Origin of the sequence: Streptococcus mitis (assembly GCF_001074635.1) — a bacterium.
GTDB classification, from domain to species: Bacteria; Bacillota; Bacilli; order Lactobacillales; family Streptococcaceae; genus Streptococcus; species Streptococcus mitis_E.
On sequence record NZ_JUQO01000156.1, the window covers coordinates 13,194 to 29,382 of the forward strand.

Consider the following 16,189-nt stretch of genomic DNA (forward strand, 5'->3'; position numbering starts at 1 on the left):
TTTATTTAGCATAATCTACTGCACGAAGTTCACGAATCACGGTTACCTTGATATTTCCTGGGTAATCGAGATTGTTTTCAATTTTCTCACGAACTTTGTGAGCCAAGATTGTGACTTTGTCGTCCTTGATTTGTCCTGGATTTACCATGATACGAATTTCACGTCCTGCTTGAAGGGCAAAGCTAGTTTGTACTCCTTCAAAGCCGTTCGCAATTTCTTCCAAATCATGGAGACGCTTGATATAGCTTTCAAGAGACTCACTACGAGCACCTGGACGGGCTGCACTCAAGGCATCTGCTGCAGCGACAATCACTGCAATGACACTTTCGGCTTCGACATCGCCGTGGTGACTAGCGATCGTATTCACCACAACTGGGTGTTCCTTGTACTTACGAGCCAATTCCATACCAATTTCAACGTGGCTACCTTCAACCTCGCGGTCAATGGCTTTTCCGATATCGTGAAGGAATCCAGCACGACGGGCAAGAGCCGCATTTTCACCAAGTTCGCTCGCCATGATACCAGCCAACTTAGCCACCTCAATCGAATGACGCAAGACATTTTGTCCATATGAAGTACGGAACTGCAAACGTCCCATGATTTTCATCAAGTCAGGGTGAAGGTTTGGCGCACCAATCTCATAGGCCGCTGCCTCACCGTATTCACGGATCTTATTGTCAATCTCTTGACGGTTTTTCTCAACCAACTCTTCGATACGAGCTGGGTGGATGCGACCATCTTTGAGCAACATTTCCATAGTCATACGGGCAATCTCACGACGAATCGGATCAAATCCTGACAAGGTCACCACTTCTGGTGTATCGTCGATAATCACATCGACCCCTGTCAAACTTTCAAAGGTACGAATGTTACGACCTTCACGACCAATAATGCGTCCCTTCATAGTATCGTCTGGCAGATGAACCGTTGAGTTCGTTGACTCCGCCACATATTCACCAGCGATACGTTGCATAGCTTGAACAAGGATATCCTTGGCCATTTTGTCAGAACGTTCCTTGACCTCTTGCTCTGCTTCACGAATACGGCTAGCAATCTCCTTGGTCAAGTTCTCCTCTGTCTGAGCCAAGATAATATCTCGTGCTTCTGCCTGAGACAGGGCACCAATACGCTCTAGCTCTGCTTCTTTTTGTCTTTCGACTTCCTCTAATTGCTCTTCACGCGCATCAAGGTTTTTCGCTCTATCAGAAATACTTTGTTCTTTTTGTTCAAGTGTTTGTTCTTTACTCGTCAAATTGTCGTCCTTACGGTCGAGGCTAGTAGCTCTCTCTGTCAGACGACTTTCGATTTGTTTGAGTTCTTGACGTTCTGATTTGAATTCAGCGTCCACTTCTTCACGGTATTTTCTGGCTTCTTCTTTGGCCTCCAATAGTGCTTCTTTTTTAAGAGACTTGCTTTCACGTTTGGCTTCATTAACAAGTAAATCTGCTTCACGCTCAGCTTGTCCACGTAAATTAGTTGCTTCTTGTTCAGCATTTAAAAGCATCAACTCCGCAGCTTCCTGAGATGATTTCATCTTGGCTGAGATGCTGACATATCCAATGACTAAACCAATGATGACGGCAAAAACAGCAATCGCAAGCGACATGATTTCCATGTTTTTACCTCATTTTATTGTTATTCCGAATGACATACATTCTTTTACATTCTACCATAAAAAAGTGATTTTCACAAACCTAAAATAGAATATGTTTTGAGGAAATTGGAGTTTAAATACCTATAATTTATTAGCGCAATCTCTATTTCTTAGAAATCCTAGTTTTAGTAGAGATTTAAGAAAAGCCTACTTCGCAGTAGACTTAGTTTGTTTCTATTCTTATCGGCACTCTTCCAAAATTCTGCTCTGCTATACTTGGATTTCCAAGTTGATAAATCTGGTCTGCCTTTTGTGTCATAGCATCCCAAGGTTCTTTGCCAATTCGGCTGACTAGATTGACCTGCCCTTTCAGAGACTTGAGATGTTGTCTGCCTTTTTCGGTAAAACCAAGAACATGAATGGCTTCTGGCAAATCACTTTCTCTAGCCTGCACCAAGATATAGGTTAAGAGACGTCTAACACGCGCCTTGGTGTAGCGTTTGGTGGCAACCGCCTCGACCATTTCTTCTACAGACTGTGCTGTTTTAATAGCTTCATTAATGCGCACAGCCATTTCTCGATTGACCTGATAAATGGTGGTTAGGTCTGGATTTGATAAGATTTGATAGCGGAGCAAAGGAAAATAGTCTTCCCAGCTCACCTTACTGGCCTGCTCAAATAAGGCAATAGATGGCATAAAGCGTTCTAAGAAATCTTTGTCCCTTTGGTGCTGACGAAGGGCTGTCGCCGAAGCAAAGTCCACATCCTTGTCCACAGAATGATAACCCGCCCCCTGACGCTGAATCGGATGCAACTTGATGTTTCGTCCAGCAACTGCTTTGACATATGCAAGAGCAAGAACATGGTTGGGCGTATTGCCTGAAAAATCAAGACCGGCAAATTCCTTCCACATAGCTTGGGTTTTCTGGGGATAGGAAAGGGAATCAGGCAGATTTTCTACAAATTGCTCCATCTCAGCCCCCTGCTCTGTGTATAAGTCAGCGATTTTCTGGTAATCTAGAACTTCCTCCGTCCCAAAAGCTAGAGTATCAATGCCCAAACGAGTCAAGATATCCATAGCTCCTTGGCCGAAGAAATCTGCTGCCTGAACACTGACTAAAAAGGGCAATTCCACTACCAAATCTGCTCCATTTTCCAGCGCCATCTGGGCCCGAGTCCACTTGTCTACGATAGCAGGTTCTCCTCGTTGCATGAAATTCCCAGACATGGCTACGATTTTCAACCCCTCTGCCTGATCCAGCAGGTATTTATGCCCATTGTGAAAAGGATTAAACTCCGCGATAATACACGTGATGGTCATAGTAATCTCCTACTTCTTTAGTATCAAATTGAGTCAATTATATTCTGTAGGCTCCGTTTTTGAGTAGTTGTTTCCTCAATAAATTTAATTGACCATTCTTTTAAGTAATTGTGTCTACTAAAATACCAGCCATTTATCCACTTATTTATTAAAGTTTTTTCACCATCACTCAACATGTTATAATATTTTCTTTCATTTATCTTCCAATTTGATACTATATCAGCCTCTAATTTTTCTATATTTTCATAATCACTTATTGATAATATATCAATACCTAGATTAGCAAATATTAAAAATTGCAAGCTAAAATAAAAGTGAACTTCCTTTGTTAGTAAAAAGTGCAATTCTAATTTGTTTTCTCTACTATCTTTTCTACAGATAAAGTAATTGAAACACGTAACAATTTTCTCTGTGATATCCTCCATTCTGCTATACTTTTCATCCATTCTTTCTATGATTGGAATACATAAATTTTTGTAAGTCCTTTCTTTCTGTATTTTAAAAAGTGCATTCATAAAAGTTTTATGTGCTACAATATTATTCCTGTCTGCTTCAGACCACTTAATTAGTATCTGTTTTTGGAGTTTATCATCTAGCTGATTAACACCTACTGCAGCAAAGTATTCCTGGAATGAACGGTGAGAGAATTTTAAACTAACGCCTTCTTGAAGCATCATGCAAGCACTATGAGTCGCATCATAAACTATATCATTCGTCTTTAATTCAAGGTTATTTTTAAAACAATATTTAGTAATTATTTCATCAAGTGTAGTTCTATCGAAATCTACTTTGCCTTCAAAGAATGTTTTTAAACCAATGTAGGCTAATATATTTCGAAATTCTTCAGGAGTTAATTTTGCTTTTAGTTCTCTTTTGTATCCTGATTTAGATGCATCATGTCTTTGGTACAATGTATAAAAGGCCTGATTATAAAAATCAGTTAAATTATTTGGAATAGAAGCACCAGCTTCGTAAGTCATTAACATAATTGTTAATAGGAGTGGGATAGAAGCAAAAGATTCATGAGTATCATATAAATGATCCTTTAATTCTCTGTAGAAACGCCTTTTTACTTTCTCATCATAATTCAACTTATCAATTAAGGCTAACGCTTGCTCTCTATTTAATTTTTTTATCTCATACTCAGCAAACTGATTCCAACCAATAAATTCCTCAGACGGTCTTGACGACAAAACATATCTATTGCTATTGTATAACGTTACAAATTCTTTAATTTCTTTGTCCAACCAAGAACGTTTTGAAGGATTAACCTCATCTAAACCATCAAAAATTATTGTATATCTTCCAGCCTCTAATGTCGCTTTAAAATATTTCTTTTCTAAATTTAAATGATGATTTTGAACCTCTTGGTAAATAAAATCAACTAATTCATTTTCTGAGAAATCAGATTCATTAAGTGATTTTAATTCAATAAAAATTGGAATTGATGTAGCTTGTTGTACTTGATTGATAAAAATATGCTTTACAAGCATTGATTTACCAATCCCACCCGTTCCTGTCAAAATAACGTTAGATGTTTTTTCAAAAATCAATTCTGTGTTAGAGGTTTCTATTAAATCTGAATTATTATCATCTAAATAAACATGCTCATAAAAATCATATAAAAATTTCCCTTCATTTTTATACAACAATGTTTTTACAGTGGAATATTTTTTATAAGTAAATTGTAAATATTCTTGATAAACAACACCTAACTCTTCTTCTGTTTTAAACTGTAAGTCGTTATAAATTTGCTTTAACTTTTGATAAATTTTGGGTATATTGGTAATTACTTCTTTTTCAAGAATATCACCAAATGGTACTGGTATATTCATTTTCCCTTACCTCCTAAGCATAAGATTAACAATATTTGATTTACTTCTGCGCGACAAAAAACCAACGGGTGCTAGTTTCTGTAGGCTCTTTGTCCTCAAAGTCTGCATAGAGTTTGAAAGACTTGAAACCAGCCTGTTCCAGCAAGATATCATAGGTCAAGACCTCATAGGTCCTCTCCTCATGTACTTCATCGTGGCGACTAAAGGAGCCGTCAGCCTCCTTGATAAAGAAAGTCAGTTCATGGACGATGGAGTGAGGTGCTGCATCCTCATAAGTATCCCAGAGCATTGCAAAATCTTCTGCATTTTCATGATAAGAATAGCCTGGAAAAACTTCGTCTGTCTGGTAGGTCGAATGCACATCAAAGATGAAGATGCCATCTTCGTTGAGAGCATTATAGACTTCCTTAAAGACGTCCCCTACTTCCACCTCATCCTGCATATAGCAGATAGAGTCCGAATAACACGTGACAAAATCATATTGACCTGACTTGGATAAATCCAGCATATTGCCTTCAATAAATTCAATCTTTTGCTTGGCTGAAGTCGCTCTCTTTTCGGCAATCTTCAACATATCTGCACTCAAGTCCAGTCCAGTCACATCAAAACCAGCCTGAGAGAAGCGCACAGATTGAATTCCTGTCCCACAAGCCAGTTCCAAGAGTTTCTTTCTCTCCTTGGTCTTAGGCAAATGACGTAGCGAAAAATCCGTCCATTTGTCATATAAACTATCGTCCATGACCGCATCATAGACCGCCGCAAAGGTTTCATAAGTTGCCATAATCATGATACCAAGAGCCTCCATGGCAAACACCACTCGCCCTATACCTTTCTATCTTTTTTTCTAAAATAAGCAAAGAAACCCAGTTGACTACAACTGAGTTCATCTTCTAAGCAAGAGCTTCTGAAATATCTACTGAATTCGCCTCATGCCATAGCTTCTCTAGGTTATAGTGGGCACGCATTTCTTCTGAGAAGATATGCACAACGACAGCACCGAGGTCTAGTAGAACCCAGCCTCCAGCTGCATCACCTTCGATATGACTGCCTTTAAAGCCTGCTTGGGCTACTTTTTCACGGATATTGTCAGCGATAGCATCCAACTGACGGCTATTCATAGAGCTAGTGATAACAAAGTAGTCCGTCACACTAGTCAAATCTTGTACATCAAGTGCGAGGATATCCTCTGCACGTTTCTCATCAGCCGCTTTCACGACTAGTTCTAGTAATTCTTTTTCGTTCATTTAGTCCTCTTTCAAATAGTGCACAAAGGCGTTATAGGTTTCAAGGGTTTGGGGATAGATGGGGAATCCCTGATGAGCTAGATGCTCCACGGTACGAGCTGTTTCGTAGGCCACTGCCTTATTGAGCGATAGACTTGCAATCTCACGCGCCACATCTACTCCAGGAAAGGCACGATTGTGCTCGATATAGTCTGCGACATAGATGACTTTGTCTAGGTCGGTCATCTGACCAGCCCCAACTGTATGGATTTCAATAGCTCGCAGGATTTCCGGATCATGCAAATCCAAGTCTTCTTGAATCTTGTAAATTCCAACCATGCCATGCCAAACATTATTGCCCCAGTTTTTGAGGTCAGGGTCTAGCTGATAACGGTCAATCAAGCCCAAAAATTCCTGATCTGACAGCTTTTTAGCATAGTCATGAAGAAGGCCTGCTAGTCCTGCTTTCTCGGTATCGACTCCAAATCGCTGGGCCAGTTCTATGGCTGCACGCTCCACACCTAGACAATGGGTTAAACGTTTTTCAGGTAGAAGCTCTGCCATTTTTTCCAACAAAGCCTCGCGAGAGCAGTTAATATAGTCTTGATAGGTCATCAGTAGAGCCCCTCCTTCTCGATGTAATCTAGCACAGGCTGAGGTAGGAGAAAGTTCGGTTTCCGACCTTGGGCAAGGAAGTCACGCACCATGCTGGACGAGATATCCATGAGAGGCACATCCACCCAGATAACTGGATAGGAAGTTCCAGCCTTGTAGCGTGGACGCTGAACCCCCACAAACTGAACCATGTCAACCAGTTCATCAATTCGGTACCACTTAGGCAGATAGTCCACCATATCGGCACCGATGATAAAGTAATAATCCGTATCAGGATGTTGCTCTGTCAAAATCTTCATGGTGTCGTAGGTGTAGGAAATGCCCTTGCGCTCCAACTCAATGGTTTCAATGGCTAGGCCTTCGATCCCCTCAATCGCCAACTCAAGCATTTTGAAACGATGGTGTTCAGGGATGGTTTCTTTTTTGTCCACATGAGGAGGTTGGTATTCAGGCATGAGCAAGACCTGGTCCAGTCCCAACTGCTGACGTACTTGGTCCGCAACAATCAGATGGGCATTGTGAACAGGGTTAAAATTCCCCCCTAAAATCCCGACTTGTTTGCGTTTTTTCTCCTTGATTTCTGGCTCCAACTCTACCTTGGTAAAGGGAGTCAATAGTTCGATTGCCATGGGCTAGTCTCCTTTATTTCTCTGTAAAAACAGTTATTTGGAGTATAGTTTTTAGATTTCTTTGACTTTTTTCGAAATCTTACGATTTTCTTTCTTGCTAGATTGTTTAAACAAAATCAAGATGCGTCCGATTTTTTGGACTGTATCCACACCGATTTCTTCTTCCAAGATTTCAGCTACTTCGTGGATATTTTCATCGGTATTTTGCAAAAGAGTAACCTTGATCAATTCACGGGCGTCAAGAGCTTGACGGACGCTGGTTTTGATTTGGTCGTTGAGACCATTTTTTCCAATTTGGATGATGGGTTTGAGGGTGTGTGCCTGGCTGTTGAGGAAGGCACGTTGTTTTGATGTTAATGACATAATTTCTTTAAAAGAGTTTCTTTTTATACTTTTCTGAAGTGGTGGCGGACGTCAGCAAAGTCCTTCGGACTTTCATGACTAAAATTTGAGCCTAAGGTCTCAAATTTTCCGCAGTTGGTACAATTACTTGTACCAACTGACACCACCGCGAAAAGTATTCGCTATGGGCTCGCACGAATTTAGACAACCCTTTCCTTTCTATGTTTAAATAATTGCTTTTCGTGTGACGACTGCGACGCCTTCTGGTGCCCAGACGGCGACTTTGGCGGTGCCTGTTACTCGGATCCAGCCGAGTCCAGAGATGACTAGGTCTGTCTTTTCCTTAATATTAAAGACATGCTGGACTAATTTTGGAAAATCTTCTTTTTCCTTACTATTTGGTGGTGTCAGAAGAGTTCCGACGTGCTTATCGTAAAAGGCACTAGCGCCTTCAAGCTTGGTACGGTGGAGTTTGAGTTCATTGTCAAAGAAGGCAGTGAAACCTTGCTTTTCACCTGCAATGAAGTCAAAGCGTCCGAGACCTCCTAAAAACAGGGTTTGTTCAGGATTAAGCTGATAGGTTTTAGGCTTGATTTCCTTTTTGGGGCTGACATACTTGAGGTTTTTAGCCGTCAAGTAGTGGGCCATCTGGTGACGGTGGATAATTCCCGGCGTATCGTAGATATAAGATCCGTCATCAAGCGGAATCTCAATCTTATCCAAGGTTGTCCCTGGGAAGCGTGAAGTCGTGATGACATTCTGATCACCTGTGATTTCTTGTATAATGGCATTGATAAGGGTTGATTTTCCAACGTTGGTCACCCCAACCACATAGACATCACGGCCCTTACGGTAGTGTTCAATCTTGTCAATGACTTCCTTGATGGCATGTTTGTTTTGTGCCGAAGTTAGGACGACATCAACTGGACGAAGACCTTCCTCGTGGGCACGCTCCATGAGCCACTGGCTAATCTTGCCTGGTTTAACAGACTTGGGCAAGATATCTTTTTTATTTCCCACCAAGAGGACATCATTGCCCGATACAAAGCGTGGCAAACCTGGAATGACAGAGCCATTAAAATCAAAAATGTCAATGACATTGACTACCAAGGCATCACTGTCTCCCACCTCGTGCAAGAGTTTGAGGAAATCATCGTCCGTCAACTGGACATCCGTGATTTCATTGTAGTGGCGGAGACGGAAACAGCGTTGGCAATAGACTTCGCCAGTATCCAAACCTTTTTCAAGTGCCGACTGGGGAGTAAATCCAAGACCAGCCTTGTCTGTCGTCTGAATGGTTGCTCCACAACCAATACAGAGAATTTCTTCCATAGTTAAATTCCTTTTTTATATGTAATCGGCCCGTACTTTTCAGTGATTTTTCGCATCACACGACGCTCACGAGCTCGGTTAATCTGTGTTTTAATCGAGTCATGTTGGACCAAGGGTTTGACTAAAATCGAGCGAATGCCAGCACGGTGGGCTGCTCGTATATCTGTCATGAGCTGGTCGCCAACCATGACCACTTCACTTTTCTCATAGTGAAATTCTTTCATGGCACGGTCAATCCCAAATGTGAAGGGCTTCAGAGCCCAATAAACGTAGTCAATCCCAAATTTCTCAACTGCTCGTTGGACGCGTTTTTTGGTATTATTTGAGACCACGATAATGCGAATGCCCGCGTCCCGAAGGTCATGTAGCCATTGTTTCATTTCTGGCGTCCCGTCAGGGTTGTTCCAAGCAATGAGGGTATTATCCAAATCGACCAAAACAGCCTTGATTCCCTGCGCCTGCAGGCTTGGGACTGTCAGATCATAAACTGCTTCCACAGCAAAATCTGGCATATAATTTTCAATCGCCATTCTGGCTCCTTTTCTTTTATTTTCTAGTAATTTTCTTCATCCATTGAGATAAGGCTGCCCATAAAATCAAGCTAGCCATTAAGATATAAATCCAAGCATTTGGCTCTTCTGTAAATGGTAGAGGAACATTCATTCCGAAGAAACCTGTAATAACCGCAAGTACTGCTAGTAAGACGGAGATAATAGTCAAAATTGACAAACTATCATTCAAGTTATTGTTTAGGATGTTGTTGTAAGAAGCTGAGAGTTGTTGCAAGACTTGAGAAATCAAGTCTGTCATAGACACCAACTGATGGGCTTCAATCATGGCATCATCAAACTGCTCTCGTTCGACATCATTAAATCTCCGATAAAGAGCATGGCCCTGGATATGTTCCAAGAGGAGTCGATTTTGTTTTGCTGCTGCTGTCAAGTAAACCATACCTGTCTCCAAGTCAGAGAGGGCGAAGAGATTTTTCTTTGTTGTAGTTTGACGTAGCAAGGCACTAATTTCGTCCTTACTTTTATCCATCTCTTCAATGACAGGATAATAAGCGTTACTGATAATCTCTAAACCAGCAAAGAGAAACTTGTAAATAGAAAGCGACTCATGGCTATCCAGATAAGCTGACATCTGATCAATGACATAAGCATTCTTATGGTTGCTGATGGTAATCATTCGTTGTCTTTCGACGATAAAGGTCATGGGAATCGCTTCATAATATTCTTTGTCTTTTTCTAAATCAAGAACATTATAAATAAAGGTTACCGTCTCCGTTTCACGGTTATAATCCATATGAGCTCGTTCATTTCTATCCAGAGCATACTCAATGATTTCCTTGTCCAATCCATAGATGTCAGAAAGATCTTCCATATTTTTAATCTTATCCACATCAAGGTCTATCCAGGTACAACCATTGCCCAACTGCTTTTCTAAAACCATCTTTTCTCCTTTATTAAACTCTTTCTATTGTACCATAAATCTGCTAAAATTTCAGGCCTGGTCTGTACGAGAGAAATTGCTGACAACGGTGATATTCCGATTGGGAACGAAGTGCAGAACCTGGTCTTCTCCTCTGAGTTGCGTTGTTCGAATGCCGACACTAACGACCTTGCCCGATACAGTAATGGGACCATTTGTCAGAACGACCTCATCTCCCACATCCAGTTGACGTTCAAAGAGGATGAAAAAGCCATTGATGACATCAGACAGAAAACCTTGGGCTCCCATCCCAATAGCCACCCCAGCAATCCCAGCACCTGCCAGCAAACTAGAAACTGGCAAACCTAAAATCGACAAAATGCAGTAAAGTAAAAAGAAATAAAGGGTATAATTAAACACATTTTCTAACAGACGTGAGATGGTTTTCTGACGCCCGACATCGTGGCGAGACATTTTTAGAGAAGGTTTAACAATTCTCTGCACCATGGTATGGAGCAATTTCTTGGCTATATAAAAGAGTAAAAATAAGAATAAAAGAGAAAGTAACTTGGTTAAGATATTTTCAATAATCGTTGTTATATCAAGCTTATTGAGATAGGTTTGAATAAATTCTTGCATAGAAAACTCCTTTCATTTATTATACCATACTTTCACAAGTGATGAATCTCCATAAATATTCAAAAATAATTTCAAAAATAGACAGAAAATTCTTGATTTTAGTTCATATTTATACTATAATCATAAACATTACACAACAAAGGAGATTGTTATGAAAAAATTTATTCATGCTTGGAATAAGGCAAGCCTAATCAAACGAATTTTGATTGGTATGCTTATTGGAGGAACCCTAGGACTGACACTTCCTAACATTTCAGGAATTGGCCTGCTCGGAGATCTCTTTGTTGGTGGCCTCAAAGCCATCGCACCGATTCTGGTCTTTGCCCTCGTTGCCAATGCCCTTTCCCAACATCAAAAGGGACAAGATAGCAATATGAAAACCGTTATCTTCCTTTACTTGGTGGGAACCTTTGCGGCTGCCCTTATCGCTGTACTAGCAAGTTTCATCGTCCCTGTTGAAATTACCCTAAATAGCGCTAATACCGATATTGCTCCACCAGATGGGATTGGACAAGTCCTCAGCAACCTCTTGCTCAAACTGGTTGACAATCCAGTTAATGCCCTCATTACTGCCAACTACATCGGTATCCTATCTTGGGCAGTTGTTTTCGGGATTGCTATGAGAGAGGCCAGCAAAAATAGTAAAGAATTGCTGAAAACCATGGCTGATGTGACTTCTAAGATTGTCGAATGGATCATTAACCTAGCTCCATTTGGTATCCTTGGTCTTGTCTTCAAAACTATTTCTGATAAGGGAATCGGAAGCCTAGCCAACTACGGAATCTTGCTTGCCCTCTTGGTGACAACTATGTTCTTTGTGGCCTTAGTAGTCAATCCATTGATTGCTTTCCTCTTTATGAAGAGAAACCCTTATCCCCTCGTTTGGAAATGTTTGCGTGTCAGTGGTGTGACAGCCTTCTTTACTCGTAGTTCTGCGGCTAATATCCCTGTCAATATGAAACTTTGCCACGACCTCGGTCTGGATCCAGATACCTATTCTGTTTCTATCCCACTTGGTTCTACTATCAACATGGCCGGAGCAGCGATTACTATTAACGTTTTGACTCTTGCTGCAGTTAACACTCTTGGAATTCCTGTTGACTTTGCGACAGCCTTTGTCCTTAGTGTAGTTGCCGCAATCTCAGCCTGTGGTGCTTCTGGTATTGCCGGTGGTTCCCTCCTTCTTATCCCAGTTGCTTGTAGCCTTTTCGGTATTTCTAACGATATTGCCATGCAAGTTGTTGGGGTTGGATTTGTGATTGGTGTCATCCAAGACTCATGTGAAACAGCCCTTAACTCTTCTACAGATGTCCTCTTTACCGCCGTTGCCGAATACGCAGCAGCCCGTAAAAAATAACTCATAAAGGCAAGCCTCTCAGGTCTTGTCTTTTACGCTTTTATTCTAACTTACTAGGAAATCCTTATGTCTATTAGCCAACGTACGGCCAAGCTCATCTTAGCTACCTGTCTTGCCTGCCTTCTTGCTTATTTTCTCAATCTCTCCTCAGCAGTTTCGGCCGGAATCATCGCCCTCTTAAGCCTATCTGATACGCGTAGAAGTACCTTAAAACTGGCTCACAATCGGCTCTTTTCCATGCTTCTGGCTCTGGTTATCGGGGTTTTGGCTTTTCACTTGAGCGGATTTCATATCTGGAGCCTTGGCCTCTATCTTGCCTTCTACGTTCCTTTAGCCTACAAGATGGGCTGGGAAATTGGCATCACACCAAGCACTGTTTTGGTTAGCCATCTCTTGATTCAAGAGTCAACCTCTCCAGACCTCCTAGTCAACGAATTCCTTCTCTTTGCAATCGGTACAGGATTTGCTTTGCTGGTCAATCTCTACATGCCTTCACGAGAAGAAGAAATCCAGCACTACCACACACTGGTAGAAGAAAAGTTAAAAGATATCCTCCAACGCTTCAAATATTATTTATCCAGAGGGGATGGACGCAACCGAGCACAGCTGGTGGAAGAATTAGACACTCTTTTGGAAGAAGCCCTCAAACTGGTCTATTTGGATCACTCAGACCACCTCTTTCACCAGACCGATTACCATATTCACTACTTTGAGATGAGACAGCGACAAAGTCGTATCCTGCGAAATATGGCCCAGCAAATCAACACCTGTCACCTAGCTGCCAGTGAGAGCCTGATTTTGGCCCAACTCTTTTCAAAAATTGCTAGTCAACTGAGCCAGACCAATCCTGCTTCTGATTTGCTAGATGAAATTGAACGCTATCTGGAAGTCTTCCGTAACCGCAGTCTGCCCAAGACAAGAGAGGAATTTGAAACTCGCGCCACCCTTCTTCAACTCCTACGTGAAGCCAAAATCTTCATCCAAGTCAAAGTTGATTTTTACCAAAAATATGGACAGTAAAGGGAAATCAGTCATACTAAACCAGACAGGAAAGTGAAAATATTTAAGAAGTTCAATTACCATAGATCGAATCAATACAAACAAAGTGCAAATAAGAAATCTCCAGATTAGGAACTATCGTTGAGTTCTCTAGTCTGGAGATTTTTAAATATACCTTGTTATAACACTGTTACTATGCATTTCTCTAATTCCCCAAAAAACTGATGAATCAAATGATTCATCAGTTTTAAGGATTTCTTGTTCACTACAAACAATGAACATCAATGCTATTGATTAGTCCTCTTTCTTCTTACTAGCAAGAAGTCCAAATCCACTCAAGGCACCAAGAAGTCCAAGTGCTGCAAGGCTAGCATGATCTTCTGTACCAGTATTTGGCAATTCACGTTTAGCTTCAACTTCTTTCACTTCTGTTGGTTGAACTGGTTGCGCTGGACTAGTTGGCACTTCTGGTTGTGCTGGTTGTTCAGGCATAGTTGGAGCAGTTGGTTGAACTGGCTCAACTGGAATTGTAGACTGAATCTTGCGATATAGATGACGTACATTGCCATTTGCATCTGTTTCTGTACGAACAAATTCATAGCCTGGAATCTTATCTTGCGGATGTTGACCCTTCTTAGCTGGTTGAAGAGGCTTACCGTTTGCATCTACGTATAACGTTTCTTTTTCCGTACTTGGAGTTGATGGTGTTGGAGTTGGTGTAACAGGTGTTGAAGAAGATTTCTTAGTATATACATGTACTGTATTACCATTTACGTCTTTCTTCGTTTCTTTGAAAGTATATTCCGGAATATCTTTCTTATCTGTTCTTCCTTTTTCTGGTGATTTAATTTCTTTACCATTTTCGTCAACAAATTTTGTCACTACTTTATGGTAAATGTAATTAACATTTGTTGCACCTTCTGTAAGTTTACCTTTTTCAACTGATGATTCTGATACTTTTAAAAGTTCATATACATCACCGTTTTCAACAATAATAGTTGACACTTTATGATCAGTTGTATCGTAGTCTTTACCTACTAAATCTGCTTCAGTGTCTACTACCATATTTGGTACAATTTTACCTTCTGGTGTTTTTCCAGAAATTGGGTTACCTTCTTCATCTAAATAGTTTACCAAAACTAATCCGATATGTGCTTCTGGATATTCCGCTGTATTATCTAACATTTCATAAACATACGTAATCACTGAAGTTCTAGCTTTAACCCCTGATTTTTCTGCATCAGATGTTTTCAATACTTTAATTAGTTTATATTTCTTACCATCTTTAGTAGTAATCGTTTGAGGCTTATGATCAGTCGTATCATATTCAGTATTGATTGGTGAGCTTGGTGTATCAATTTCTGTACTTGCAACTTCTTTACCAGATTCAGTAGTACCTGAAATTGGACGTCCAAATTTGTCTTTATAGACAACCACTACATTACCATATTTCTGATTTGAAGCTGGTTCTTTTACTTCTTCGTATACATAAGTAACAGTTTGTTCTTGATCACTTAGTTTACCATTTTCAGAAGCTGAATCAGCTTTTCTTTCTTTCAATAGATATACTTTGCCATCTTTTTCGATACGTTCAAGTTTCAACGCTTCAATTGATGCATCGTAGTCTGTTCCAATAAACTTATCTTTTGTTTCTACTGTTTGTGAATCACTTAATGTCTCACCAGTAGTTGATACATAAGTTACTTTAACTGATTTACCTTCAGCTTGTTCATAAATATGTTTTGTATTGCCTTTATTATCTGTTTCTGTACGAACAAATTTATATCCATAGATATCTTTCGTTGGTTGTTTAGAGCCATCTACTTCAGATTGAACTGGTTTATTGTTCTTATCAACTGTAATTGGGTTACCTGAAGGATCTACAAACGTTGTAACAGCACGAACAGTAGGTGTATAAGTTTTCTCAATAGATGTACCATTAATATCTTTAACTTGCACCGTTACTCCAGTAGCTTTACCAGCAAAGTCTTTTTCTGGTGTGAATGTAATAACATTATTGGCTAATGTATAGGTTCCTTCACCTGGGACTTTCACTTCCGTAGATGGATTTCCATTTTTATCAACTAATGTTAATGTTGATGGATTTAATGCTACTGTTTCATCACCTTTATTGAAGTTTACTGTTGATTTATCTTCATCCTTCTTATCGAAGATAACTGCTGATGTTTGTGTTTTTCCTTTTGCACCTTCTGTTTCTGAACTTTCACCAGTTGGTAATACTTTAGCCACTATAGGTTTGTACTTAGCTGTTACAGCTGTTCCATTCTTATCTACACGTTTAACCGTTACTTCTGGGGCTTCGCCAACAAATTCTTTATCCGGTGTAAATGTCACTGTTCCATCTTTTGCTACTGTATATGTTCCGACTTTATCAACTTTCTTACTGATTTGACCATTATCGAATGTTGCTGCTACTTCATCATCCATTGGTACTTCTGGATTTCCTGGTGTGAACACTGGTGTTCCTGTTTGTACTTTTCCTTGAAGTCCTGTGGATGTTGTATCTTTTCCTGTTGGTGTTACTTTTTCAACTGTTGGTTTATACTTCGCTGTTACAGATGTTCCATTCTTATCTACACGTTTAACCGTTACTTCTGGCGCTTCGCCACTGAAGGCTTTGTCTGGTGTGAATGTTACTGTTCCATCTTTTGCTACTGTATATGTTCCGACTTTGTCTACAGTCTTCGTGATGTTTCCATCTTCGAATGTTGCTGGTGACTCATCATCCATTGGTACTTCTGGAGAACCTGGTGTGAACACTGGTGTTCCTGTCTGTACTTTTCCTTGAAGTCCTGTTGATGTTGTATCTTTTCCTGTTGGTGTTACTTTTGTAACTGTAGGTTTGTACTTC

General features: G+C 40.3%; 15 protein-coding genes. 2 read left to right on the forward strand and 13 right to left on the reverse strand.

Features of this window, described 5'->3' with window-relative positions:
• Position 1 precedes the first annotated feature (1 nt).
• The 12 genes from ADI58_RS06535 to ADI58_RS06590 form a co-directional block, all read right to left on the reverse strand.
• The gene (locus ADI58_RS06535; RefSeq protein ID WP_000404936.1) at positions 2 to 1,615 is read right to left on the reverse strand and encodes a ribonuclease Y; all 1,614 of its coding nucleotides are present in this window, start codon (positions 1,613 to 1,615) and stop codon (positions 2 to 4) included.
• A gap of 202 nt (positions 1,616 to 1,817) precedes the next feature.
• A complete protein-coding gene (locus tag ADI58_RS06540; RefSeq protein ID WP_049521924.1) occupies positions 1,818 to 2,915 on the reverse strand; it encodes a nucleotidyltransferase in 1,098 nt (365 codons plus the stop codon).
• Between the two features lie 23 nt (positions 2,916 to 2,938).
• Entirely contained in the window at positions 2,939 to 4,750 is a 1,812-nt protein-coding gene (locus ADI58_RS06545; RefSeq protein ID WP_049521925.1) for an NACHT domain-containing protein, read from the reverse strand.
• Positions 4,751 to 4,790: 40 nt separating this feature from the next.
• Positions 4,791 to 5,531 (reverse strand): methyltransferase domain-containing protein, encoded by a 741-nt coding sequence (locus tag ADI58_RS06550; RefSeq protein ID WP_049521936.1) that lies wholly within the window; start codon positions 5,529 to 5,531, stop codon positions 4,791 to 4,793.
• A 109-nt stretch (positions 5,532 to 5,640) separates the two neighbouring features.
• Positions 5,641 to 5,994, reverse strand: a complete 354-nt coding sequence (rsfS, locus tag ADI58_RS06555) for a ribosome silencing factor (RefSeq protein WP_049521926.1) — start codon at positions 5,992 to 5,994, stop codon at positions 5,641 to 5,643.
• Positions 5,995 to 6,588 carry a bis(5'-nucleosyl)-tetraphosphatase (symmetrical) YqeK gene (gene yqeK / locus ADI58_RS06560; protein ID WP_049521927.1) on the reverse strand — a complete coding sequence of 198 codons (594 nt, stop codon included), beginning with the start codon at positions 6,586 to 6,588 and terminating at the stop codon, positions 5,995 to 5,997.
• A complete protein-coding gene (locus ADI58_RS06565) occupies positions 6,588 to 7,217 on the reverse strand; it encodes a nicotinate-nucleotide adenylyltransferase (RefSeq protein ID WP_049521928.1) in 630 nt (209 codons plus the stop codon). The genes yqeK and ADI58_RS06565 overlap by 1 nt, the downstream gene beginning before the upstream one ends.
• A gap of 51 nt (positions 7,218 to 7,268) precedes the next feature.
• Positions 7,269 to 7,580, reverse strand: coding sequence for a ribosome assembly RNA-binding protein YhbY (gene yhbY, locus ADI58_RS06570; RefSeq protein WP_000060169.1), 312 nt, complete (start codon positions 7,578 to 7,580; stop codon positions 7,269 to 7,271).
• A 204-nt stretch (positions 7,581 to 7,784) separates the two neighbouring features.
• Positions 7,785 to 8,891 (reverse strand): ribosome biogenesis GTPase YqeH, encoded by a 1,107-nt coding sequence (gene yqeH / locus ADI58_RS06575; RefSeq protein WP_049521929.1) that lies wholly within the window; start codon positions 8,889 to 8,891, stop codon positions 7,785 to 7,787.
• A gap of 2 nt (positions 8,892 to 8,893) precedes the next feature.
• The gene (locus ADI58_RS06580) at positions 8,894 to 9,421 is read right to left on the reverse strand and encodes a YqeG family HAD IIIA-type phosphatase (protein ID WP_000963748.1); all 528 of its coding nucleotides are present in this window, start codon (positions 9,419 to 9,421) and stop codon (positions 8,894 to 8,896) included.
• 16 nt (positions 9,422 to 9,437) lie between these two features.
• The gene (locus ADI58_RS06585) at positions 9,438 to 10,343 is read right to left on the reverse strand and encodes a magnesium transporter CorA family protein (RefSeq protein ID WP_049521930.1); all 906 of its coding nucleotides are present in this window, start codon (positions 10,341 to 10,343) and stop codon (positions 9,438 to 9,440) included.
• Positions 10,344 to 10,394: 51 nt separating this feature from the next.
• Complete coding sequence (locus tag ADI58_RS06590; protein ID WP_033678024.1) at positions 10,395 to 10,961, reverse strand: mechanosensitive ion channel family protein; 567 nt, start codon at positions 10,959 to 10,961, stop codon at positions 10,395 to 10,397.
• A gap of 151 nt (positions 10,962 to 11,112) precedes the next feature.
• Between ADI58_RS06590 and sstT the strand changes: the two genes are divergently transcribed.
• Positions 11,113 to 12,318, forward strand: coding sequence for a serine/threonine transporter SstT (gene sstT, locus ADI58_RS06595; protein WP_049521931.1), 1,206 nt, complete (start codon positions 11,113 to 11,115; stop codon positions 12,316 to 12,318).
• Between the two features lie 66 nt (positions 12,319 to 12,384).
• Entirely contained in the window at positions 12,385 to 13,338 is a 954-nt protein-coding gene (locus ADI58_RS06600; RefSeq protein WP_049521932.1) for an aromatic acid exporter family protein, read from the forward strand.
• 273 nt (positions 13,339 to 13,611) lie between these two features.
• On the opposite strand, the gene ADI58_RS06605 is transcribed toward ADI58_RS06600, so the two are convergent.
• Positions 13,612 to 16,189: MucBP domain-containing protein (locus tag ADI58_RS06605; protein ID WP_049521933.1), on the reverse strand; the 2,578-nt coding region annotated here is incomplete at its 5' end.

Excerpts from the sequence above, each read along its gene's own strand:
- ADI58_RS06535 (WP_000404936.1), bottom strand. The coding sequence starts at position 1,615 with ATGGAAATCATGTCGCTTGCGATTGCTGTTTTTGCCGTCATCATTGGT.
- ADI58_RS06540 (WP_049521924.1), bottom strand. The coding sequence starts at position 2,915 with ATGACCATCACGTGTATTATCGCGGAGTTTAATCCTTTTCACAATGGG.
- ADI58_RS06545 (WP_049521925.1), bottom strand. The coding sequence starts at position 4,750 with ATGAATATACCAGTACCATTTGGTGATATTCTTGAAAAAGAAGTAATT.
- ADI58_RS06550 (WP_049521936.1), bottom strand. The coding sequence starts at position 5,531 with ATGGCAACTTATGAAACCTTTGCGGCGGTCTATGATGCGGTCATGGAC.
- rsfS (WP_049521926.1), bottom strand. The coding sequence starts at position 5,994 with ATGAACGAAAAAGAATTACTAGAACTAGTCGTGAAAGCGGCTGATGAG.
- yqeK (WP_049521927.1), bottom strand. The coding sequence starts at position 6,588 with ATGACCTATCAAGACTATATTAACTGCTCTCGCGAGGCTTTGTTGGAA.
- ADI58_RS06565 (WP_049521928.1), bottom strand. The coding sequence starts at position 7,217 with ATGGCAATCGAACTATTGACTCCCTTTACCAAGGTAGAGTTGGAGCCA.
- yhbY (WP_000060169.1), bottom strand. The coding sequence starts at position 7,580 with ATGTCATTAACATCAAAACAACGTGCCTTCCTCAACAGCCAGGCACAC.
- yqeH (WP_049521929.1), bottom strand. The coding sequence starts at position 8,891 with ATGGAAGAAATTCTCTGTATTGGTTGTGGAGCAACCATTCAGACGACA.
- ADI58_RS06580 (WP_000963748.1), bottom strand. The coding sequence starts at position 9,421 with ATGGCGATTGAAAATTATATGCCAGATTTTGCTGTGGAAGCAGTTTAT.
- ADI58_RS06585 (WP_049521930.1), bottom strand. The coding sequence starts at position 10,343 with ATGGTTTTAGAAAAGCAGTTGGGCAATGGTTGTACCTGGATAGACCTT.
- ADI58_RS06590 (WP_033678024.1), bottom strand. The coding sequence starts at position 10,961 with ATGCAAGAATTTATTCAAACCTATCTCAATAAGCTTGATATAACAACG.
- sstT (WP_049521931.1), top strand. The coding sequence starts at position 11,113 with ATGAAAAAATTTATTCATGCTTGGAATAAGGCAAGCCTAATCAAACGA.
- ADI58_RS06600 (WP_049521932.1), top strand. The coding sequence starts at position 12,385 with ATGTCTATTAGCCAACGTACGGCCAAGCTCATCTTAGCTACCTGTCTT.